This is a genomic window from Actinoplanes sp. CA-051413 (assembly GCF_050955795.1).
GTDB lineage: Bacteria > Actinomycetota > Actinomycetes > Mycobacteriales > Micromonosporaceae > Actinoplanes.
The window spans coordinates 8,963,874-8,980,503 of record NZ_CP192100.1 but is presented as its reverse complement, the minus strand read 5'-3'; the positions used below and the strand labels follow the sequence as shown (position 1 = coordinate 8,980,503).

The 16,630-nt window shown below is 71.6% G+C and carries 15 protein-coding genes; 5 read left to right on the top strand and 10 right to left on the bottom strand.

The annotated features are described in order from the left end of the window. The first annotated feature begins 2 nt into the window (after window positions 1–2). On the top strand, window positions 3–653 hold the full coding sequence (locus ACQP2Y_RS42370; RefSeq protein ID WP_433721978.1) for a TetR/AcrR family transcriptional regulator: 651 nt from the start codon (window positions 3–5) through the stop codon (window positions 651–653). Window positions 654–659: 6 nt separating this feature from the next. On the opposite strand, the gene ACQP2Y_RS42365 is transcribed toward ACQP2Y_RS42370, so the two are convergent. The 6 genes from ACQP2Y_RS42365 to ACQP2Y_RS42340 all read right to left on the bottom strand — a co-directional run bounded on the left by ACQP2Y_RS42365 (window position 660) and on the right by ACQP2Y_RS42340 (window position 8,652). Next, window positions 660–1,694 (bottom strand): succinate dehydrogenase/fumarate reductase iron-sulfur subunit, encoded by a 1,035-nt coding sequence (locus ACQP2Y_RS42365; protein ID WP_433721976.1) that lies wholly within the window; start codon window positions 1,692–1,694, stop codon window positions 660–662. Next, window positions 1,694–3,583, bottom strand: a complete 1,890-nt coding sequence (locus ACQP2Y_RS42360; protein ID WP_433721974.1) for a fumarate reductase/succinate dehydrogenase flavoprotein subunit — start codon at window positions 3,581–3,583, stop codon at window positions 1,694–1,696. The genes ACQP2Y_RS42365 and ACQP2Y_RS42360 overlap by 1 nt, the downstream gene beginning before the upstream one ends. Before the next feature lie 10 nt (window positions 3,584–3,593). Beyond that, complete coding sequence (locus tag ACQP2Y_RS42355; RefSeq protein ID WP_360545185.1) at window positions 3,594–4,400, bottom strand: hypothetical protein; 807 nt, start codon at window positions 4,398–4,400, stop codon at window positions 3,594–3,596. 137 nt (window positions 4,401–4,537) lie between these two features. Beyond that, a complete protein-coding gene (locus tag ACQP2Y_RS42350) occupies window positions 4,538–5,011 on the bottom strand; it encodes a hypothetical protein (protein ID WP_433721972.1) in 474 nt (157 codons plus the stop codon). Between the two features lie 828 nt (window positions 5,012–5,839). Beyond that, window positions 5,840–7,219, bottom strand: coding sequence for a TldD/PmbA family protein (locus ACQP2Y_RS42345; protein WP_433721970.1), 1,380 nt, complete (start codon window positions 7,217–7,219; stop codon window positions 5,840–5,842). Then, window positions 7,216–8,652, bottom strand: a complete 1,437-nt coding sequence (locus ACQP2Y_RS42340) for a TldD/PmbA family protein (protein WP_433732307.1) — start codon at window positions 8,650–8,652, stop codon at window positions 7,216–7,218. The genes ACQP2Y_RS42345 and ACQP2Y_RS42340 overlap by 4 nt, the downstream gene beginning before the upstream one ends. A 116-nt stretch (window positions 8,653–8,768) precedes the next feature. Here ACQP2Y_RS42340 and ACQP2Y_RS42335 point away from each other — a divergent pair, with 116 nt between their 5' ends. Together ACQP2Y_RS42335 and ACQP2Y_RS42330 are read left to right on the top strand one after the other, a co-directional pair. Continuing rightward, window positions 8,769–10,319 carry a diguanylate cyclase gene (locus ACQP2Y_RS42335; protein WP_433721968.1) on the top strand — a complete coding sequence of 517 codons (1,551 nt, stop codon included), beginning with the start codon at window positions 8,769–8,771 and terminating at the stop codon, window positions 10,317–10,319. Between the two features lie 90 nt (window positions 10,320–10,409). Then, on the top strand, window positions 10,410–11,321 hold the full coding sequence (locus tag ACQP2Y_RS42330) for a helix-turn-helix transcriptional regulator (RefSeq protein WP_433732305.1): 912 nt from the start codon (window positions 10,410–10,412) through the stop codon (window positions 11,319–11,321). On the opposite strand, the gene ACQP2Y_RS42325 is transcribed toward ACQP2Y_RS42330, so the two are convergent. The 4 genes from ACQP2Y_RS42325 to ACQP2Y_RS42310 all read right to left on the bottom strand — a co-directional run bounded on the left by ACQP2Y_RS42325 (window position 11,312) and on the right by ACQP2Y_RS42310 (window position 15,225). Then, on the bottom strand, window positions 11,312–12,229 hold the full coding sequence (locus ACQP2Y_RS42325) for an SDR family oxidoreductase (protein ID WP_433721966.1): 918 nt from the start codon (window positions 12,227–12,229) through the stop codon (window positions 11,312–11,314). The two genes, ACQP2Y_RS42330 and ACQP2Y_RS42325, sit on opposite strands and share 10 nt — an antisense overlap. A gap of 335 nt (window positions 12,230–12,564) precedes the next feature. Then, window positions 12,565–12,927, bottom strand: coding sequence for a Uma2 family endonuclease (locus tag ACQP2Y_RS42320; protein WP_433721964.1), 363 nt, complete (start codon window positions 12,925–12,927; stop codon window positions 12,565–12,567). A gap of 25 nt (window positions 12,928–12,952) precedes the next feature. Further along, on the bottom strand, window positions 12,953–13,471 hold the full coding sequence (locus tag ACQP2Y_RS42315; RefSeq protein ID WP_360545169.1) for a Uma2 family endonuclease: 519 nt from the start codon (window positions 13,469–13,471) through the stop codon (window positions 12,953–12,955). Further along, entirely contained in the window at window positions 13,468–15,225 is a 1,758-nt protein-coding gene (locus tag ACQP2Y_RS42310; RefSeq protein WP_433721962.1) for a prolyl oligopeptidase family serine peptidase, read from the bottom strand. Before ACQP2Y_RS42310 ends, ACQP2Y_RS42315 begins: the two co-directional genes overlap by 4 nt. A gap of 106 nt (window positions 15,226–15,331) precedes the next feature. On the opposite strand from ACQP2Y_RS42310, the gene mshB reads away from it, so the two are divergent. Both mshB and ACQP2Y_RS42300 read left to right on the top strand, forming a co-directional pair. Beyond that, on the top strand, window positions 15,332–16,180 hold the full coding sequence (mshB, locus tag ACQP2Y_RS42305) for an N-acetyl-1-D-myo-inositol-2-amino-2-deoxy-alpha-D-glucopyranoside deacetylase (RefSeq protein WP_433732303.1): 849 nt from the start codon (window positions 15,332–15,334) through the stop codon (window positions 16,178–16,180). Further along, complete coding sequence (locus tag ACQP2Y_RS42300) at window positions 16,177–16,626, top strand: hypothetical protein (protein ID WP_433721960.1); 450 nt, start codon at window positions 16,177–16,179, stop codon at window positions 16,624–16,626. The genes mshB and ACQP2Y_RS42300 overlap by 4 nt, the downstream gene beginning before the upstream one ends. The last annotated feature ends 4 nt before the right edge of the window (window positions 16,627–16,630 follow it).

Genomic DNA, 16,630 nt, shown 5'->3' with positions numbered 1-16,630 from the left:
GCATGCCAGTACCATATGAGTCGACCGGACGATCACGGCAGAAGCTCCGGACCCGGGAAGCGCTGATGAATGCCGCCCGTGAGCTGCTGCGGGGCGGTGCTCCGGAGCCGACCGTGGAGGAGGTCGCCGAGGCCGCCGGCATCTCGCGGACGACGGCGTACCGCTATTTCCCCAATCAGCGGAGCCTGGTGCTGGCCGCCCATCCGGAAACCATGCAGGACTCACTGCTGCCCGCGGACGCCCCGCAAGATCCCGTCGCCCGGCTCGACCTGACGATGGCCGAGTTCGCTCGCATCGTCCTCGAATGGGAGCCGCAGCTCCGCGCGGCCCTGCGGCTGTCGCTGACCGCCCCGACCGAGGGCGAAGGGCCCGCGCTCCGCCAGGGCCGGGCCATCGGCTGGATCGAGGACGCGCTGGTCCCGCTGCGCGACACCCACCCGGGCCTGGACGTCTCCCGGCTGGCCGTCGCCATCAGGGCGGCCACCGGGATCGAGTCGCTCGTCTGGCTCACCGACGTCGCCGGGGTGCCCCGGTCGGAGATTCCCGGACGGATGAGCTGGACCGCGCGGGCATTGTTGTCGGCCGCGCTGGCCGACGCAGCGGACGAGGGCGGACAAGCAGAACGGCCCGCCGGGGAGGCGGGCCGTTCGTGACGCTGCTCAGCTCTTGCCCTGCTCCGGATGCCGGTAGGTGATGCCGTCCTCGCGCAGCGGGAATTCCTGGTCGTCGCCGAACGGCGACGGTCCGCCGGCCTGGTGCGACAACAGCTCGGCCACGTCCAGCCGGCCGTCGGCGTTCACCGCCGGCCCTTCCGGCAGGCGTGCGGCGGAAGGGCCGAGCCCGGACGCCACCCCGGTGACACCCTCGGTGTTGCTCGGTGCCATCGAGTCGCCGCCGGAGCCGCCGTTACTGCGGCCGCCGCCGGCGTGGGCCGGGGTGCTCTCGAGCTGGTCCCGGCGGAAAATCTTGCGGCCCAGCCAGACGAGCGGGTCGTAGCGGTTGTCCACGACCCGTTCCTTCATCGGGATGATCGCGTTGTCGGTGATCTTGATGTGTTCCGGGCAGACCTCGGTGCAGCACTTGGTGATGTTGCAGTAGCCCAGGCCCTGGTGCTCCTGGGAGTAGTTCTTCCGGTCCGTCCGGTCGTCGAGCGGGTGCATGTCCAGCTCGGCGGCGCGGATGAAGTAGCGCGGACCGGAGAACGCCGGCTTGTTCTCCTCGTGGTCGCGGACCACGTGGCAGGTGTTCTGGCACAGGAAGCACTCGATGCACTTGCGGAACTCCTGCGAGCGTTCCACGTCGATCTGCTGCATCCGGTAGTCGCCCGGCTTGACCCCGGGCGGCGGCGCGAACGCCGGCGTCTCGCGGGCCTTCTCGTAGTTGAAAGAGACGTCGGTGACCAGGTCCCGGATGATCGGGAACGCCCGCAGCGGCGTGATCGTGACGGTCTCGTCCTCTTCGAAAGTGGACATCCGCGTCATGCACCCGAGCCGGGGCTTGCCGTTGACCTCCATCGAGCAGGACCCGCACTTGCCGGCCTTGCAGTTCCAGCGGCAGGCCAGGTCCGGTGTCTCGGTGGCCTGCAGCCGGTGGATGACGTCGAGGACGACCTCGCCCTCGTTCACCTCGACGTCGAACTCCTGGAGGTCACCACCCGACGCGTCGCCCCGCCACACCCGAAAGTGACGCTTCATCACTCCACCTCCGTGAGCTCTTCGTCGGTCATGTACTTGCTCAGCTCGCTGCGTTCGAAGAGCTGGATCAGCTCCGTGCGCATCGCCGGCACCGGTTTGCGTTCCAGGTGCACGTCGCCCGCCTCGTCCAGCGAGCAGACCAGGTTGACCAGGCGCCACTGCGGGCTCATCTTCGGGAAGTCCTCCCGGGTGTGCCCGCCGCGGGACTCCTCCCGCTCCAGCGCCGCCTTCGCGGTGCACTCGGAGACGATGAGCATGTTGCGCAGATCCAGCGCCAGGTGCCAGCCCGGGTTGTACTTGCGCCCGCCGGCCGCGCCGACGTTGGCCACCCGCAGCTTCAGCTCCTGGAGCCGCTTGAGCGCGTCGGTCAGCTCACCCTCGCGGCGGATGATGCCGACCAGGTCGCCCATCACGGCCTGCAGGTCCTGCTGCAACGTGTACGGGTTCTCGCCGTTCTCCCGGCTCAGCGGGGCCAGCGCGGCGTCCAAGGCCTGCTCCACGTCACCGGTGGCGACCTTGGGCCGCTTGGCCAGCGCGTCGGCGTACGCGGCTGCGTGCTCACCGGCGCGCTTGCCGAACACCAGCAGGTCGGAGAGAGAGTTGCCGCCGAGCCGGTTGGAGCCGTGCATGCCGCCGGAGACCTCACCCGCCGCGAACAGGCCCTCGACCCGGCCGAACGCCGCCGCCGAGTCGGGGTCGACCTCGACGCCGCCCATCACGTAGTGACAGGTCGGTCCGACCTCCATCGGCTCCTTGGTGATGTCGACGTCCGCCAGCTCCTTGAACTGGTGGTACATCGACGGCAGCCGCCGCTGGACCTCCTCGGCGGGGAGCCGGCTGGCGATGTCGAGCAGGACGCCGCCGGCCTTCGTACCCCGGCCGGCCTTGACCTCGCTGTTGATCGCCCGGGCGACCTCGTCGCGGGGCAGCAGCTCGGGCGGGCGCCGGTTGTTGTCCGGGTCCTTGTACCAGCGGTCCGCCTCCTCCTCGGTCTCCGCGTACTGCTTGCGGAAGACGTCGGGGACGTAGTTGAACATGAACCGCTTGCCGTCGGTGTTCTTGAGCACGCCGCCGTCACCGCGGACCGACTCGGTGACCAGGATGCCCTTGACGCTGGGCGGCCACACCATGCCGGTCGGGTGGAACTGCAGGAACTCCATGTTGATCAGCGTGGCGCCGGACCGCAGGGCCAGCGCGTGCCCGTCCCCGGTGTACTCCCACGAGTTCGAGGTCACCTTGTACGAGCGGCCGACGCCGCCGGTGGCCAGCACGACCGCGGGCGCCTCGAGCAGGATGAACTCGCCGGACTCGCGGTAGTAGCCGAACGCCCCGGCGATCCGGTCGCCCTCGAGCAGCAGCTCGGTGATCGTGGTCTCGGAGAAGACCCGGATCTTGGCGTCGTAGTTGCCGGTCTCCGCGAAGTCCTCCTGCTGCAGCGAGACGATCTTCTGCTGCAGGGTGCGGATCAGCTCCAGGCCGGTCCGGTCGCCGACGTGCGCGAGCCGTGGATACTCGTGGCCGCCGAAGTTGCGCTGGGAGATCTTGCCGTCCTTGGTGCGGTCGAACAGCGCACCGTAGGTCTCCAGCTCCCAGATCCGCTCCGGCGCCTCCTTGGCGTGCAGCTCGGCCATCCGGAAGTTGTTCAGGAACTTGCCGCCGCGCATGGTGTCGCGGAAGTGCACCATCCAGTTGTCGCGGCTGTTCACGTTGCCCATGGCCGCGGCCGCGCCGCCCTCGGCCATGACCGTGTGCGCCTTGCCGAACAGCGACTTGGAGATGATCGCGGTGCGCTTGCCGGCGAGCCGGGCCTCGATGGCCGCCCGCAGCCCGGCGCCGCCGGCGCCGATCACGACGACGTCGTAGTGGTGTCGTTCGATTCGGGTTGTCATGGGGGGCCCTCTAGTTGATGAAGCGCAGGTCGGGCCACCAGCCGGCCGCGAGCGCCATGATGTAGAAGTCGGTCAGGGCGAGGGTGCCCAGCGTGATCCACGCGAGCAGCATGTGCCGGGCGTTGAGCTTCGACACGAAGGTCCAGAAGCGGTACCGCACCGGGTGCTTGGAGAAGTGCTTCAGCCGGCCGCCGGCGATGTGCCGGCAGGAGTGGCAGGACAACGTGTACGCCCACAGCATCACCACGTTGCCGACCAGGATGACGTTGCCCAGCCCGAAGCCGAACTCGTCACCGGACCGGAAGGCGATGATCGCGTCCCAGGTGTTGATGACGGAGATGATGGCGGCGGCGTAGAACGCGTACCGGTGCAGGTTCTGGAAGATCAGCGGGAACCGCGTCTCACCGGTGTACTTCTCGTGCGCGTCGGGGACGGCACAGGCCGGCGGCGACAACCAGAAGGCCCGGTAGTAGGCCTTGCGGTAGTAGTAGCAGGTGAGGCGGAAGAGCAGCAGGAACGGCAGAGTGAGCGCCGCTTCCGGCAGGAGCCAGAAGCTGGGCAGCGGGGTGCCGAACAAGGCCGACCCCTCGACGCACCGGTCGGTCAGACACGGTGAGTAGAACGGGGTCAGGTAGTGGTGCTCCTCGATGAAGTACCACTTGTGCATGAACACACGGACGGTGGCGTAGATCACCCACGCCGACAACCCCACGAAGGTGATCAGCGGTGGGAACCACCACCGGTCCGTACGCAACGTCTTCGCCGCGATCGCAGCGCGCGAGCGCCCCGGATCCGACCTCGTTGCCGTCGTCGTCATTGACGTCTCCCTGACGGTGCTGACAGTGGCCTGCATCTGCCGGCGGGCGCGCCTGTTTGGGGTGTGCGTCCGCAATGTGTGGCACACGTTACAACGAAGGTCAGCTTCCTGCCGTGTAAGGGAAGGCTTACCACCGGCTACAGGTCGGGCGCGGCGAGTCGGCGGATCGGCCCGGCGCAGGCGGCGGGCGACCACCGGGCCAGCTGATCGGTCAGCGAGACCCCGTCGCGGGGCGCGGGAGCGACAAAAAACGCCGGGGTACGGGACTTGACCTGCGCATCAAGCCCCTCGGCGAAGGCGGTACGCGCATCGAGCAGCTCCCGCCAGCTGTCCTCGACCCGCTGATCGTCCAACCGCCCGACATAGATCCGGGTGGCGGCGTTCTCATCCCTGACCGCGACGGCCCGCGCCTGCGGGGTGGCGGTGGCGCCGGGCGGAACGAGCCGGTTGAGCCGGTCTTCGAGCTCGAGGCAGGCGCCGTCGCGGAGCCGCCGATCCTCCCGGGCATCAGCGGCGTCGTCCCGGAAGCCGGAAACGGCGCGCAGCACGGCGAGCCCGCCGGCGCAGAGCACGATGACGATGACGGCGGCGGCCACGGAGATCCCGGCCACGAACAGTCGGCGTCGGCGCCGCTTCTTGGTCTCGGCCTCGGCTTTGGCCTCGGCCTCAGTCGGCTGCCCGGCGCTGAGGCGGCTGCCCGGCGTCCTCGTCGTCCTCGCCCGGGGCCTGGTCCCGGAGCTGAGCCGGCTGTCCCGTCCAATCGACGCGCCGCCTGTGGCGTCGTCCGCGCCGGAACCGGATTGCTCAGCCCCGCTCCCGGTGCCGCTCCCGGTCCCGGCTCTGCTGGCGCTGCCGGCGCCGCTCCCGGTCCCTGCTCCACTCGCACTTCCGGCGCCACTCGCGCTCCCGGTTCCGCTCGTGGCTCGGGGCACGGCTTGGGTCTCCGACGTCGTGTCGGCGTCGAAGGCGGACGCGGAGACAGCACCGGCGGGCGGGCCGGTGGTCGGCTCGTCGGCCGTGCGGTAGCCGTCGGACTCCTGGTCACGCGGCCCGTCACTCATCGATCCAGCGCTCACCGGCCCAGTGAAACACGCCGGTCAATGCCCCGCCCAGTGGCGCGACGTGGACCTCTCCGCCCAGGGCAGGCCCGGTGGCCCCGCCGACGCTCCATCTACGGCAACGTCGATCCCAAGGACGGGATGCCGACCCGGCGCGTCCTCGAACGACGCGGCGACCGCGGCCGGGCAGCCCGGCGGGTCTCCGGCGGCGCCGAGCCGGTGGAATTTCCGGGCGCGGGTCCACTCGCGAGCGAGACGGCAGAACCTTGCGGTGTGGCGTCCCGCTGCGGGCTCTGGCGGCGGCGGCGGCGGCGGCGGCGGCGGTCAGGTCAACCCGGCGCCAGAAACCGCGTCGGCGTCAGAAACCGCGCCGGCGCCGGGTCAGCCGGAGGCGTTGCCGGTCAGGTTCCAGGACTGCAGGTGCAGGGCCGGAGCCGTGTAACGAACCCCGGACCACCGGTCCGGCAGCGCCACCCCCTCGGCCCCCACGCCCAGCACCGCTCCCGGCCCCAGAGCCTGCGGATAGGACTGCGTGAACCGCATGTTCCCCACCGCCGCCGTCACCTCGCCGTCCTCCACCAGCCAGACGCCGTTGCGGGTCAGGCCCGTGATGACCAGGCTCTTCTGGTCCAGCACCCGGGTGTACCAGAAGTCGGTGATGAGCAGACCCCGCCGCATGCCGCTGACCAGGGCGCGGGCCGACGCCGCCGTCGGGCCTTCGCCGGTCTCCGGGGAAGAGGCGTCACTGCCCGGCCCGGCGGCCAGGCGCAGGTTGGAGGCGATCGGACCCCAGGAGCGGGATGCCGCACCGGCGTGGCCGGTGGAGGTCGAGCCGGCTTCGGCCGCTGAGGTGCGGTCGTGGCTGACCGCCGTGGTGGTGCCCGCGTCGACCAGGACCAGGGTGTCGCGCGGCGTGCCTTCCTGGTCGAACGGCAGGGTCGCGCCCAGCGGCTCGTCGAGGATGGTCACCGCCCGGTCGAACTGCGGCGCGCCCAGCTCCGCGAAGGACTGGTGCTGCGCGAACGACTTGCCGTTGAAGCCGAAGGTGGCCAGGTTGTCGAGGATGTCGGCGACCGCGGTCGGCTCCAGGACCACCTCGTAGCGGCCCGGGGGAAGCTCGATCGGGCGGCCGCCGGCGCGGGCCTTCGCCGCTGCCCGGGTGCCCAGCGCGGTGCCGTCCAGGTCGGTCAGGCGGCTGCTCGCGCGGCGGGCCACGCCGTCCGCTCCGGCGAGGCGGGCGATGCCGTCCATCGCGGCTTCGGCGGCCCGGCCCTCGACGGCTTGGCCGGCCGTGTTTGCGAAGCCGCCCGAGGCATACGTCGTGCGGCAGAAGCCGGCCGTCTCCAACCCGTCAGCGGCCCGGACGAAGTCGCGGACACGGGCGGCGCGCTCGTGCGGGCCCGCGGCGGCGGTGGCCTCGTCGAAGGCGGGGGAATCCCGCAGCGGCGTGGGTGCGGTGAGGCCGGGCCAGGCCTGGTCGGGCGGGGACAGACGGGAGGCGGCGATCGTGCGCTCGACCAGCGACTGCAGGCCCGCGGCGTCGGTCACCGTGGTGGAGCCACCGGCCGTGCGGCCGTCGAGGTGCAGGCGCAGGCGCACGGTTGTGGTGGCGTCGGCGACGTTCTGGTGGATCGCCGAGTTCGCGAAGCGGGTCAGGGCCTCGGCGGAGTGGGCCGCGACCACCTCCGCCTCGGTGCCGGGTCCGGCCAGCCGCCGGGTCAGCTCGACGACCCGGGCCGCCAGATCAAGCTCGGCGCTCATCCCCGCACCCCCACGCGTACGCCGGTGAACCGGGCCGGGGCGGCCGGGTGGCCGGTGTGCCCGATCTGACCGGGCTGACCCTTGCCGCAGTTCGGCGTGCCCCAGGCGACCGTCTCGGAGGACAGCATGTCCATGGACTGCCAGAACTTCGGGCCGATCCCCGTGTACGTCGGGTTGCGCAGCATCCGCCCCCGCTTGCCGTTCTTCACCTCGTACCCGATCTCGCAGCCGAACTGGAAGTTGAGCCGGCGGTCGTCGATCGACCAGGACCGGTTGATGTCCATCAGCACGCCGTCGTCGGTCGCCGCGATGATCTCGTCGAGGGTGTGCGGGCCCGGCTCCAGGCCGACGTTGGTCATCCGCACCATCGGCAGCCGCGCCCAGCCGTCGGAGCGCACGCTGCCGGCGTAGTCCAGCCCGGCCATCGCCGCGGAGTCACGTCCGGCCAGCACGCCCACCCAGCGGCCGTTGCGGACCGCGTCGCGCTTGACCGCGGGTGAGCCCTCGTCGTCGTAGCCGAAGCTGCCCAGCGCGCCCGGGATCGTCGGGTCGATGGTGATGTTCATCAGGTCGGAGCCGTACCGCAGGGTGCCGAGCTGGTCCAGGTCGAGCCAGGAGGTGCCGGCGAAGGCCGCCTCCCAGCCGAGGATGCGGTCGAGCTCGATGGCGTGGCCCACCGACTCGTGGATCTGCAGGGCGAGCTGCTCACCGCCGAGGATCAGGGTGGTCTCACCGGACGGGCAGAGCGGCGCAGTCAGCAGTGCCCGGGCCTCGTCGGCCATCCGGGCGGCGTTGTCGGTCAGGGCCAGCTCGTCGACCAGCTCCCAGCCGCGGGTGCCGTACTGCCCGCGGTGCGAGGGCCAGGACCGGCGCTGGATCTCGCCGTCGCCGTACGCGCTCGCGGTGATGCCCGCGCCGCACTCGCGGATGTGCTGGTCGATGCGGTGACCGTCGCTGGAGGCGAACCACTTGCGGGTGTCCCAGATCTGGTAGATGCCCTCGGCCAGGTCGGCGCCCGCGTCGCGGGCCGCCGCGGTGGCCGCGACCAGCAGGTCCCCCTTGACGGACAGGGGCACCGAGAGCGGGTCGATCTCGCACCGGCTGGCCCAGCTGGCCGTGCCGGCGCCGGTCGGGACCAGGTCGATCGCCGGACCGGGCACCAGAGCACTGGCGGCGGCGATCTCGGCGGCCCGGCGGCCGGCCGCGCGGGCGGCCGCGTCGGACAGGTCGGGTACGGCGTAGAACCCCCAGCTCGACCCGACCAGCGCGCGCACGCCGATGCCCGCGCTCTCGTCGGAACTGAGGTCCTCGACCTCGCCGTCCCGGGCGCTCATGGTCTCGGTGCGCCGCAGCATCACCCGTGCGTCCGCATACCGGGCCCCGGCGTCGAGAGCGGCCTGGACCGCCGTGCCGGCCTCGTCGAAGTGATCCACGCTCATGCCCGAGACCCTAGGCGAACCCTCCGACAATCTCTGCCCGGCTCGGCGTGGACCCCTCACATCGGGGGCGGATCGGCCGACCATAGGGCCATGGGGAACGGGGAACGACGATGAACCGCCTGCCGGTGCTGGTCTCGCCGTACGGTCCCTTCGCCGGCCTCGCGCTGCACGTGCACGACCTGACCATCCGAGGCCACCACACGGAGACTTTGCTCGCCGCCGACGAGGCGGAAGCGGTCACGCTGCTGCTCGGCGACCGCCGCACCTACCGGGTCAGCCGGCTGGGCCGGATGTACGCCCTGAGCGCCCTCGGCCGCCTCGACGAGGCCCTGGCCATCGCCGAGGAGCTCGTCAGCGATCCGGCCGAGCTCAGTGGCCCGCGGGCCACCGACGCCAAGATCATGGCCGACACCGCCGAGGTGCTCATCCACCTGGGGCGCATCGACGACGGCCTGCACTACGTCGCCCGGGCCATGGCCGTGCTGGACGTGGTGCCGCGCAAGGGGCTGCGGTACTTCTCGGCCATGTCGTCGCTGGGTGAGGCCGCCCGCAGCGCGGAGCTCTTCGAGCTCGCCGACCATGCCATGCGCCTGTGCGTGGAGTCGTTCGAGTCGCCGGACGACCTGTACCGGTCCGCCGCCGAGCTGACCCACGCCGAGACGTGGCTGGAGTGGGCGCTGCGGCTGGAGCAGGTGGGCCGGACCGAGGAGTCGGCCGCGCTGGTCGACAAGAGCGGGGCCGTGCTGCAGTACTGGGTCGACCAAGGCATCGATTCCCCGGTCGGGGCGGCGCTGCTCGCGGTCTGTCACGCCAAGAGCGGCCGGGTCGTGCAGGCGTTCGCCCTGGTCGACCAGCTGCTGCTGGAGATGCGGGAGGCCGGCCAGCAGCACGAGGCCCGCCTGCTGCACCTCGCGCACGGGCTGGCCCTGCGGGCCACCGGTCAGTGGCGGGCCGCCCGCCGGGAGTTCCGGGCCGCCCTGGAACTGTCCGTGCTGCGGTCGCAGCGGCTGCTGTTCCAGTACGAGCTGGCCATCACCGCCGTGCAGGAGTTCCCCGGCGACGCGACGCAGGCGGCGCTGGAATCGCTGCGCAGCCACGTCGAGGCGCTCTGGCAGCTGCGGCTGGACCGGCGCACGATGCTGCGGCAGGCGTACCGCCGGGTGGAGCTGGAGGCCGCGCGTACGACCGCCGACCTGGCCGCCACCTCGGACGCGCTGACCGGGCTGGGCAACCGCCGGATGTTCGACCGCCGGATCGACACGGTCGCGGACGGCGGCTCCCTGCTGCTGATCGACGTGGACCGCTTCAAGGACATCAACGACCGGTTCTCGCACGGCGTCGGCGACCGGGTGCTGGGCGAGATCGCGGCGGTGCTGCGCGCCCACTGCCGGCATGACGAGGTGGCCATCCGCTTCGGCGGGGACGAGTTCGCCATGTTCCTGACCACCGGCGAGGACGAGGCCCGGCAGATCGCCGAACGCATCCGCCGGGTGATCCTGGCCCGGGACTGGAGCACGATCGCGCCCGGCCTGACCGTGACGTTGAGCATGGGCCTGGCCGCCTGCCACAGCGGCGAACGCGGCCGCGACCTCTACGACCGCGCGGACGCCCACCTCTACACGGCCAAACGGGCCGGCCGGAACCAGCTCGCCGCCGCCTGAGCCGCCCCGGCACCCCGGTGCCGGGTGCAGAATCGGTCCGTGCGTGCTGCCCGGCTGATCAACCTCGTACTGCTGCTGCAGTCGCGCGGCATGCTGACCGCTGCCGAACTGGCCGCCGAGCTGGAGGTCTCGGAGCGGACCGTGTACCGCGACGTGCTGGCGTTGTCGGCGGCCGGTGTGCCGGTCTACGCCGAGCAGGGCCGCACCGGCGGATACCGCCTGGTCGGCGGCTATCGCACCCGGCTGACCGGGCTGAGCCCGGCCGAGGCCGAGGCATTGTTCCTGGCCGGGCTCCCCGGTCCGGCGCGGGACATGGGCCTGGCCGAGCCGGTACGGACGGTACGGCGCAAAGTGCTCGCCGCCCTGCCGCCGGTGCTGCGGGACGCCTCGCAGAGCGCCGGCCAGCGGTTCCACCTGGACGCGCCGGGCTGGTTCGGCGACACCGACCCGCCGCCACTGCTGGCCGACCTGGCCCGGGCGGTCTGGCACGACCAGGTCCTGACCCTGCGGTACCGCAGCCGTGACGAGGTGACCCGCACCGTCGCGCCATACGGTCTGGTCCTCAAGAACGGCGTCTGGTACCTCGTCGGCAAGGTCGGCGCGGACCTACGGGTCTATCGCGCGGACCGGGTCGTCGCGGCGGAGCCGGCCGGAGACACTTTCGAGCGGGATCCGGACTTCGACCTGCCGTCGTTCTGGGCGGACCGGGCCGCGGACTTTGTCCGGCAGATGCTGCGCGAGACCATCACGGTCCGGCTCAGCCCGCACGGCCGGCGGCTGCTGCGGTACGTGGTCGAGCCCATCGCCCGCCAGGAGGCCGAGCAGGCAGCCGGCGAGCCGGACCCGGACGGCTGGATCCGGACCCGGCTGCCGGTCGAGTCGCCGGACGTGGCGTACACGTACGTTCTGAGCCTCGGCCCGGAGGTGGAAGTGATCGATCCGCCGGAGCTGCGGTCCCGGATCGCCGCGGCCGCGGAGCGGACGCGCTCGCTCTACCGGTAGCCGGTCACGTCGGCGGGCTTGCCGGGATCCTGCACCTCGACCAGGTAACGCCACGCGTCGGGCCGGCTGCCGTCGAGGTCGGTGAAGCCGTACACCTGGGCCAGCTCACCGCTGGACACGGAACGGCCGTTCCACCGGGCCCGGTCGCCGTCGGCGGCCAGCGCGACGACCGCGCGCCCGACGAAGGCCGGGGTCTCCGAGATGGCGAAGTGCGGCTCGCGCTCGGTGGCGTCCTGCCAGTTCTCCTCGGTGACGCCGTAGATGTCGAGCATCATCTCCGACCGCAGCCAGCCCGGGGTCAGCGCCACCGCGGTCGCGCCGTGCTCCGCCAGCTCCTGCGACCAGGCGAAAGCGAGCCGGTTCACCGACCACTTGGCCAGGTCGTAGAAGACCGACAGCCGGTAGTTGACCGTGTTGTAGGCGGTGGTGCCGTCACCCATCTCCACGACCAGGCCGCCCGGCGTACGGATCAGCAGCGGCAACGCGAAATGGCTGGTGATGATGTGCGTGTCGACCGCGAGCCGGAGCAGCCGCAGCCCCGGGTCCAGCGGCTGCTCCCAGACCGGCTTGTGCCAGGTGGCCAGCGGATCGCCACCCCACACGTCGTTGACCAGCACATCCAGCCGGCCCTGCTCGGTGTCGATGCGTTGTACGAGGGCCTCGACCTGCTCAGGGACCAGATGGTCGACGGGCACCGCGATGCCGGTGCCACCGGCGGCCGTGATGAGCTCGGCGGTCTCCTCGATGGTCTCGGGCCGGTTCATCTCGGACCGCTGGGTGCGCGTGCTGCGGCCGGTGGCGTAGACCGTGGCGCCGGCGGCGCCGAGCTGCACCGCGATCTGCCGCCCGGCACCCCGCGTCGCGCCGGCCACAAGAGCGACTTTTCCGGTCAGTGATTGCTTCGTCATACCGCCGATGCTGTCCGCAAAACCTGACAGGTCCCGTCTGGTTTTTGTGTTTTTGGCGTTTACGGCATAACTCTGCTGAAAGTCACTCCGGGGTCCAGGTCCGCGCCGACGGATCTGAGACCCCCAGTCGCTGTCACATCCAGGATCGGGTCGAACATCTGGCGGGCGAGGCCCACCGCAGTGCGTCTCGACGTGGAGCGTTCGTATCAATAGTGCGACGAACGCTCCATTGAAGGCCTCAGGGATCGAGGCCGGTGGCGCGGACGATTTACATCTTCAGCGTCCAGTCCACCGTCGCGCTCGCCGGCGAGGTGATCTCGCAGTCCAGGCGTCTTCTAATCCGGCGGCAGGAGATCCTCGGGTGCGAGATCGGCGGTCAACGGCTCCGCAAGATCCAGCACCCCGCCGGGCCTGGTGACGGAACGCTCGACGTAGTGGTTGCCGCGCAGCTCATAGAGGTGCAGCGTGGCGCTCTCCTGCTCGACGAGGAGATACCAGGGGATGCCGGCCGCCGCGTAATAGTGGCGCTTGAGGACGCGGCTCACCTCGTCGGACCGCGACGCCACCTCGGCCACGAGGACGGCCGCGCACGAGTCGACGAGTTGGTCGTCGAGGTTGATGGCCCGGGTCATGATCATGTCGGGATTGGCCACCCGCTGCGGGCCGAGTCGCAGGTTGACGGGGCCGAGCAGGCGCATGCCGTCGATCGTGCCAGTCCGGGTGTCAGAGATCGAGGCCGGTGACGCGGACGAGTTGCATCACTGACTGTTCCACGTACCCCTGCGCCGACAGCATGTTGCTGTGCAGCAGGCCGCGTTCCGGTTCGGCCACCAGGTAGCACGGGATCCGGGCCTGGGCGTACGCGTGCATCTTCAGTGTCCAGTCCACCGTCGCGCTTGCCGGGGAGGTGATCTCGCAGACCAGGCGGACCGACTGGGCCTCCACCAGCGGCTGGTCCAGGTCGATCGTGCCCGCGATGATCAGGTCCGGGACCGCGATCCGGCCCGGGCCCAGGCGCACCGGTACGCCGGAGATCACGTTCAGGTCCGTGCGGTTGGCTCGCAGCGCGTTGGCCAGGGCGTTCAGGATCAGCTGGTGGCGCGGCGTGTCTCTGGGACACGTCAGCACGCCGCCGTCCCACAGCTCTGTGCGCGCCGACGTCTCGCCGAGCTGGAGGTAGTCGGACTCGGTCGTCGCCAGGGCTTCCATGGGCAGGCTGCGGCCGATCAGGGCTGACGTCATGCACACTCCCGGGTCACGAATGCGAGTTCTGCGGACAGGTCCCCGTCGGGGGAGATCAGGAGCGTCGCCGGCGGGGTGACGCTGTGGTGGTCGTAGACATCGGAGTTGTCGGTGCGGCTGCCCAGGTAGCGCTCGGCGTACGCGGGCGGCAGCGTGGTCCAGTCGGTGACCGGGTCGCGGGCGACGCCGCAGCGGAACAGGTCGGGCCGGCGGGTCAGGGCCAGCGCCGCGAGCCAGCCGCCGAGGCTGGTGCCGTGGACCGCTACCCGGGTCAGGTCCAGGTCGGGGTGTTTGCCGGTGAGGGCGTGCAGCGCGTCGATCTGGTCGGTGAGGGCCACGTCGGCGAGCCGGCGGTAGACCACCTTCTCGAAGCTGGGCGCCACTCCGGGCGTACCCCGGGAGTCGACGCTGACCACGACGAAGCCGGCGTCGGCCCACCACTGCCGGTCCTGCCAGGCGGCCGCGTCGGCCACGACGTGCTGGTGGCCCGGCCCCGCGCCCAGGTCGAGCAGGACCGGTAGGCGGGTCCCGGTGACGTGGCCGGTGGGATACAGCACCGCGGCCGGCAGCCGGCGGTCGGTCACCCGCTCCAGGAGCGGCTCCGGTTGGTAGGGCAGCGGTTCGGCCAGCGAGGGCAGGGTCGCCACGTCCGCCGCGCCGCGGACGACCGTCCGGTCGAGGACCAGCACGTCGCCGCCGACCGCGGCGGTGTGCCAGCCCGGCGTGGTGCTGAGCCGGCGGGCGCTCGCGCTGCCGCCGCCCAGCGCGGTACGGACCGCGAAGACGTGCTGCTCGGAGGGTTCGCCGTCGGTGCCCTCGATGATCAGCTCGGGGCCGCCGGACGGGCGCGGCAGCACCCCGGCGACGCGCCGGACGTAGAGGCCGGGCGGGGTGATCAGGCTGCCGTCGGCGAACAGGCAGCGGGCGTCGAAGCCGTCGTGCGCCAGCTCGCCGCCGACCAGGACCCGGCCGTCGGGCAGCTGCCGGGGAGTTCCGGGTACGGGCTCCACCCACCGCGCGTCCGCCAGCTCGGCGTGCACCTGGGTCTCCCCGGTGCGCGGGTCGACGGACAGCACCAGGCCGTGCTGCTGGGTCCGGCGCAGCACGGTGATCAGGGCGTTGCCGGGACCGTGCCAGTGCACGTCGACCAGGTACGGGTACGTCTCGCGGTCCCAGTGCACGTCGACCCAGCCGCCGTACAGGTCGAGCAGGTGCAGGCTGTTCGACGGGCCGGCGCCGCGTACGGCCAGGATCCGGGTCCCGTCCGGGGCCCACCACCAGCCGCGGTCGCGCCCGAACTCCTCGGCCACCGGCCCGGCCACGCCCCAGGTCACGCCGCTGCCGGGCTCCCCGGCCAGGAGTTCGTCGTTGCCGTCCGTGACCACGCGCAGGCTGCCGTCCGCCGTCACGTACCCGATGTGCTGCCCGGTCGGGTCCGGCCGCGGGTCGTGCACCGCAGCGGCGGTGGCGATCGGGCCCGCGGTGCTGGAGGACAGCTGCCCGTCGTGGGCCCAGGCCAGCACGTCGAGCGTTGCCGACCCGGCGTACGAGTCGACCGGCCCCGGCGTCACCTCGGTGAGGGCGGCGGTGGCCACGTTGAGCACCCACAACGCCGGCGCGGGGTCGTACGGGCCGGCGGAGCGCAGGAAGGCCACCCGCGCGCCGTCGTCACCGACCGTCAAGGCGTGCGGGGCGCCGAAGCGGAACCGGCCGGTGCGGTCCGCGAGTTCGGGATACTCCACGCTGACCAGCATCGCTGATCACCCGCCCCTCGCGCCCGGCAAACCGCACACGCGAGGCCGCCGGGCGCTCGCGCGTAGAGTGGCGCGCGTGACGAACGCGCTGCCCGCACGCCGCCTGATGCTCGTGCATGCCCATCCCGACGACGAGGTCACCGGCACCGGCGCCACCATGGCCCGGTATGCCGCCGAGGGCGCCCAGGTGACCCTGGTGACCTGCACGCTGGGTGAGGAGGGCGAGATCCACGTGCCCGCGCTGGCGCAGCTGGAGGCGCGCCAGGCCGACCAGCTCGGCGGCTGGCGCATCGTCGAGCTGGAGCGGGCCTGTGCCGCCCTCGGCGTCACCGACCACCGCTTCCTCGGCGGCGCGGGCCGCTACCGCGACTCCGGGATGATGGGGCTGGAGACCAACAACCATCCCCGGGCGTTCTGGCAGGCCGACCTGGAGGAGGCGGCCCGGCAGTGCCTGGAGACCATGCGGGAGGTACGCCCGCAGGTGCTGATCACGTACGACGAGAACGGCTTCTACGGCCACCCGGACCACATCCAGGCGCACCGGGTCGCGATGCGGGCGGCCGAGCTCGCCGAGGCCGAGGGTTTCGGCCCGGAGAAGATCTACTGGACCGCCATGCCCCGCAGCGTGCTCGAGGGCGGCATGGAGGCGTTCAAGGGGATGGACGACAATCCGTTCGCCGACGTGGACAACGTCGAGGACTTCCCGTTCGGCCACCCGGACGACGAGATCGCCGCCCGGATCGACGGCACCGACTTCTACGAGCAGAAGGTGGCCGCGATGCGCGCGCACGCCACCCAGATCCCGGACAACTCCTGGCTGTACGGCATCGCCGGCGACTTCGGCGGCGAGTTCATGGGCGTGGAGTACTTCACCCTGGTCAAGGGCGAGCGTGGCGAGGTGAGTGGCCCGCACAAGTGGGAGGACGACCTGTTCAGCAACGTGGTGGGGCGATGACTCTCGAAGCCCCCTCGGTCTCCCCGACGGCTGACCCGCCGCCGCCCGCTCCGCCCGGCCGGGCGCTGGAGCTGATCTTCCGGGTCGCCGGAGTGGTCATCGCCGTGCTGGCCACGGTGCTCACCGCGGCGCTGGAGATCTTCCTGTCGCCGTTGCGGCTCGGCGGGGTGCCGATCGGTGTCGCCGTCCCGGCGGCCGTGCTGGCCAATCTGGCGCTCTGCTGGTTCGCCGTGACCACGGTGGGCCGGCGCTGGGCGCTGGCGGTGCCGTGGGCGCTCTGGACATTGATCATGTTCTTCGCGGCGGGCATGCGGACCACCGAGGGCGACTATCTGATCAGTGGCGAGGACTGGGTCGCGCTGGTGATGATCCTGGTCGGCAGCCTGACCTTCGCGGTCTACACGTACCGTTTGATCTTGAAGAGGCCGCCTGTCACAAAGCAGTGACGAC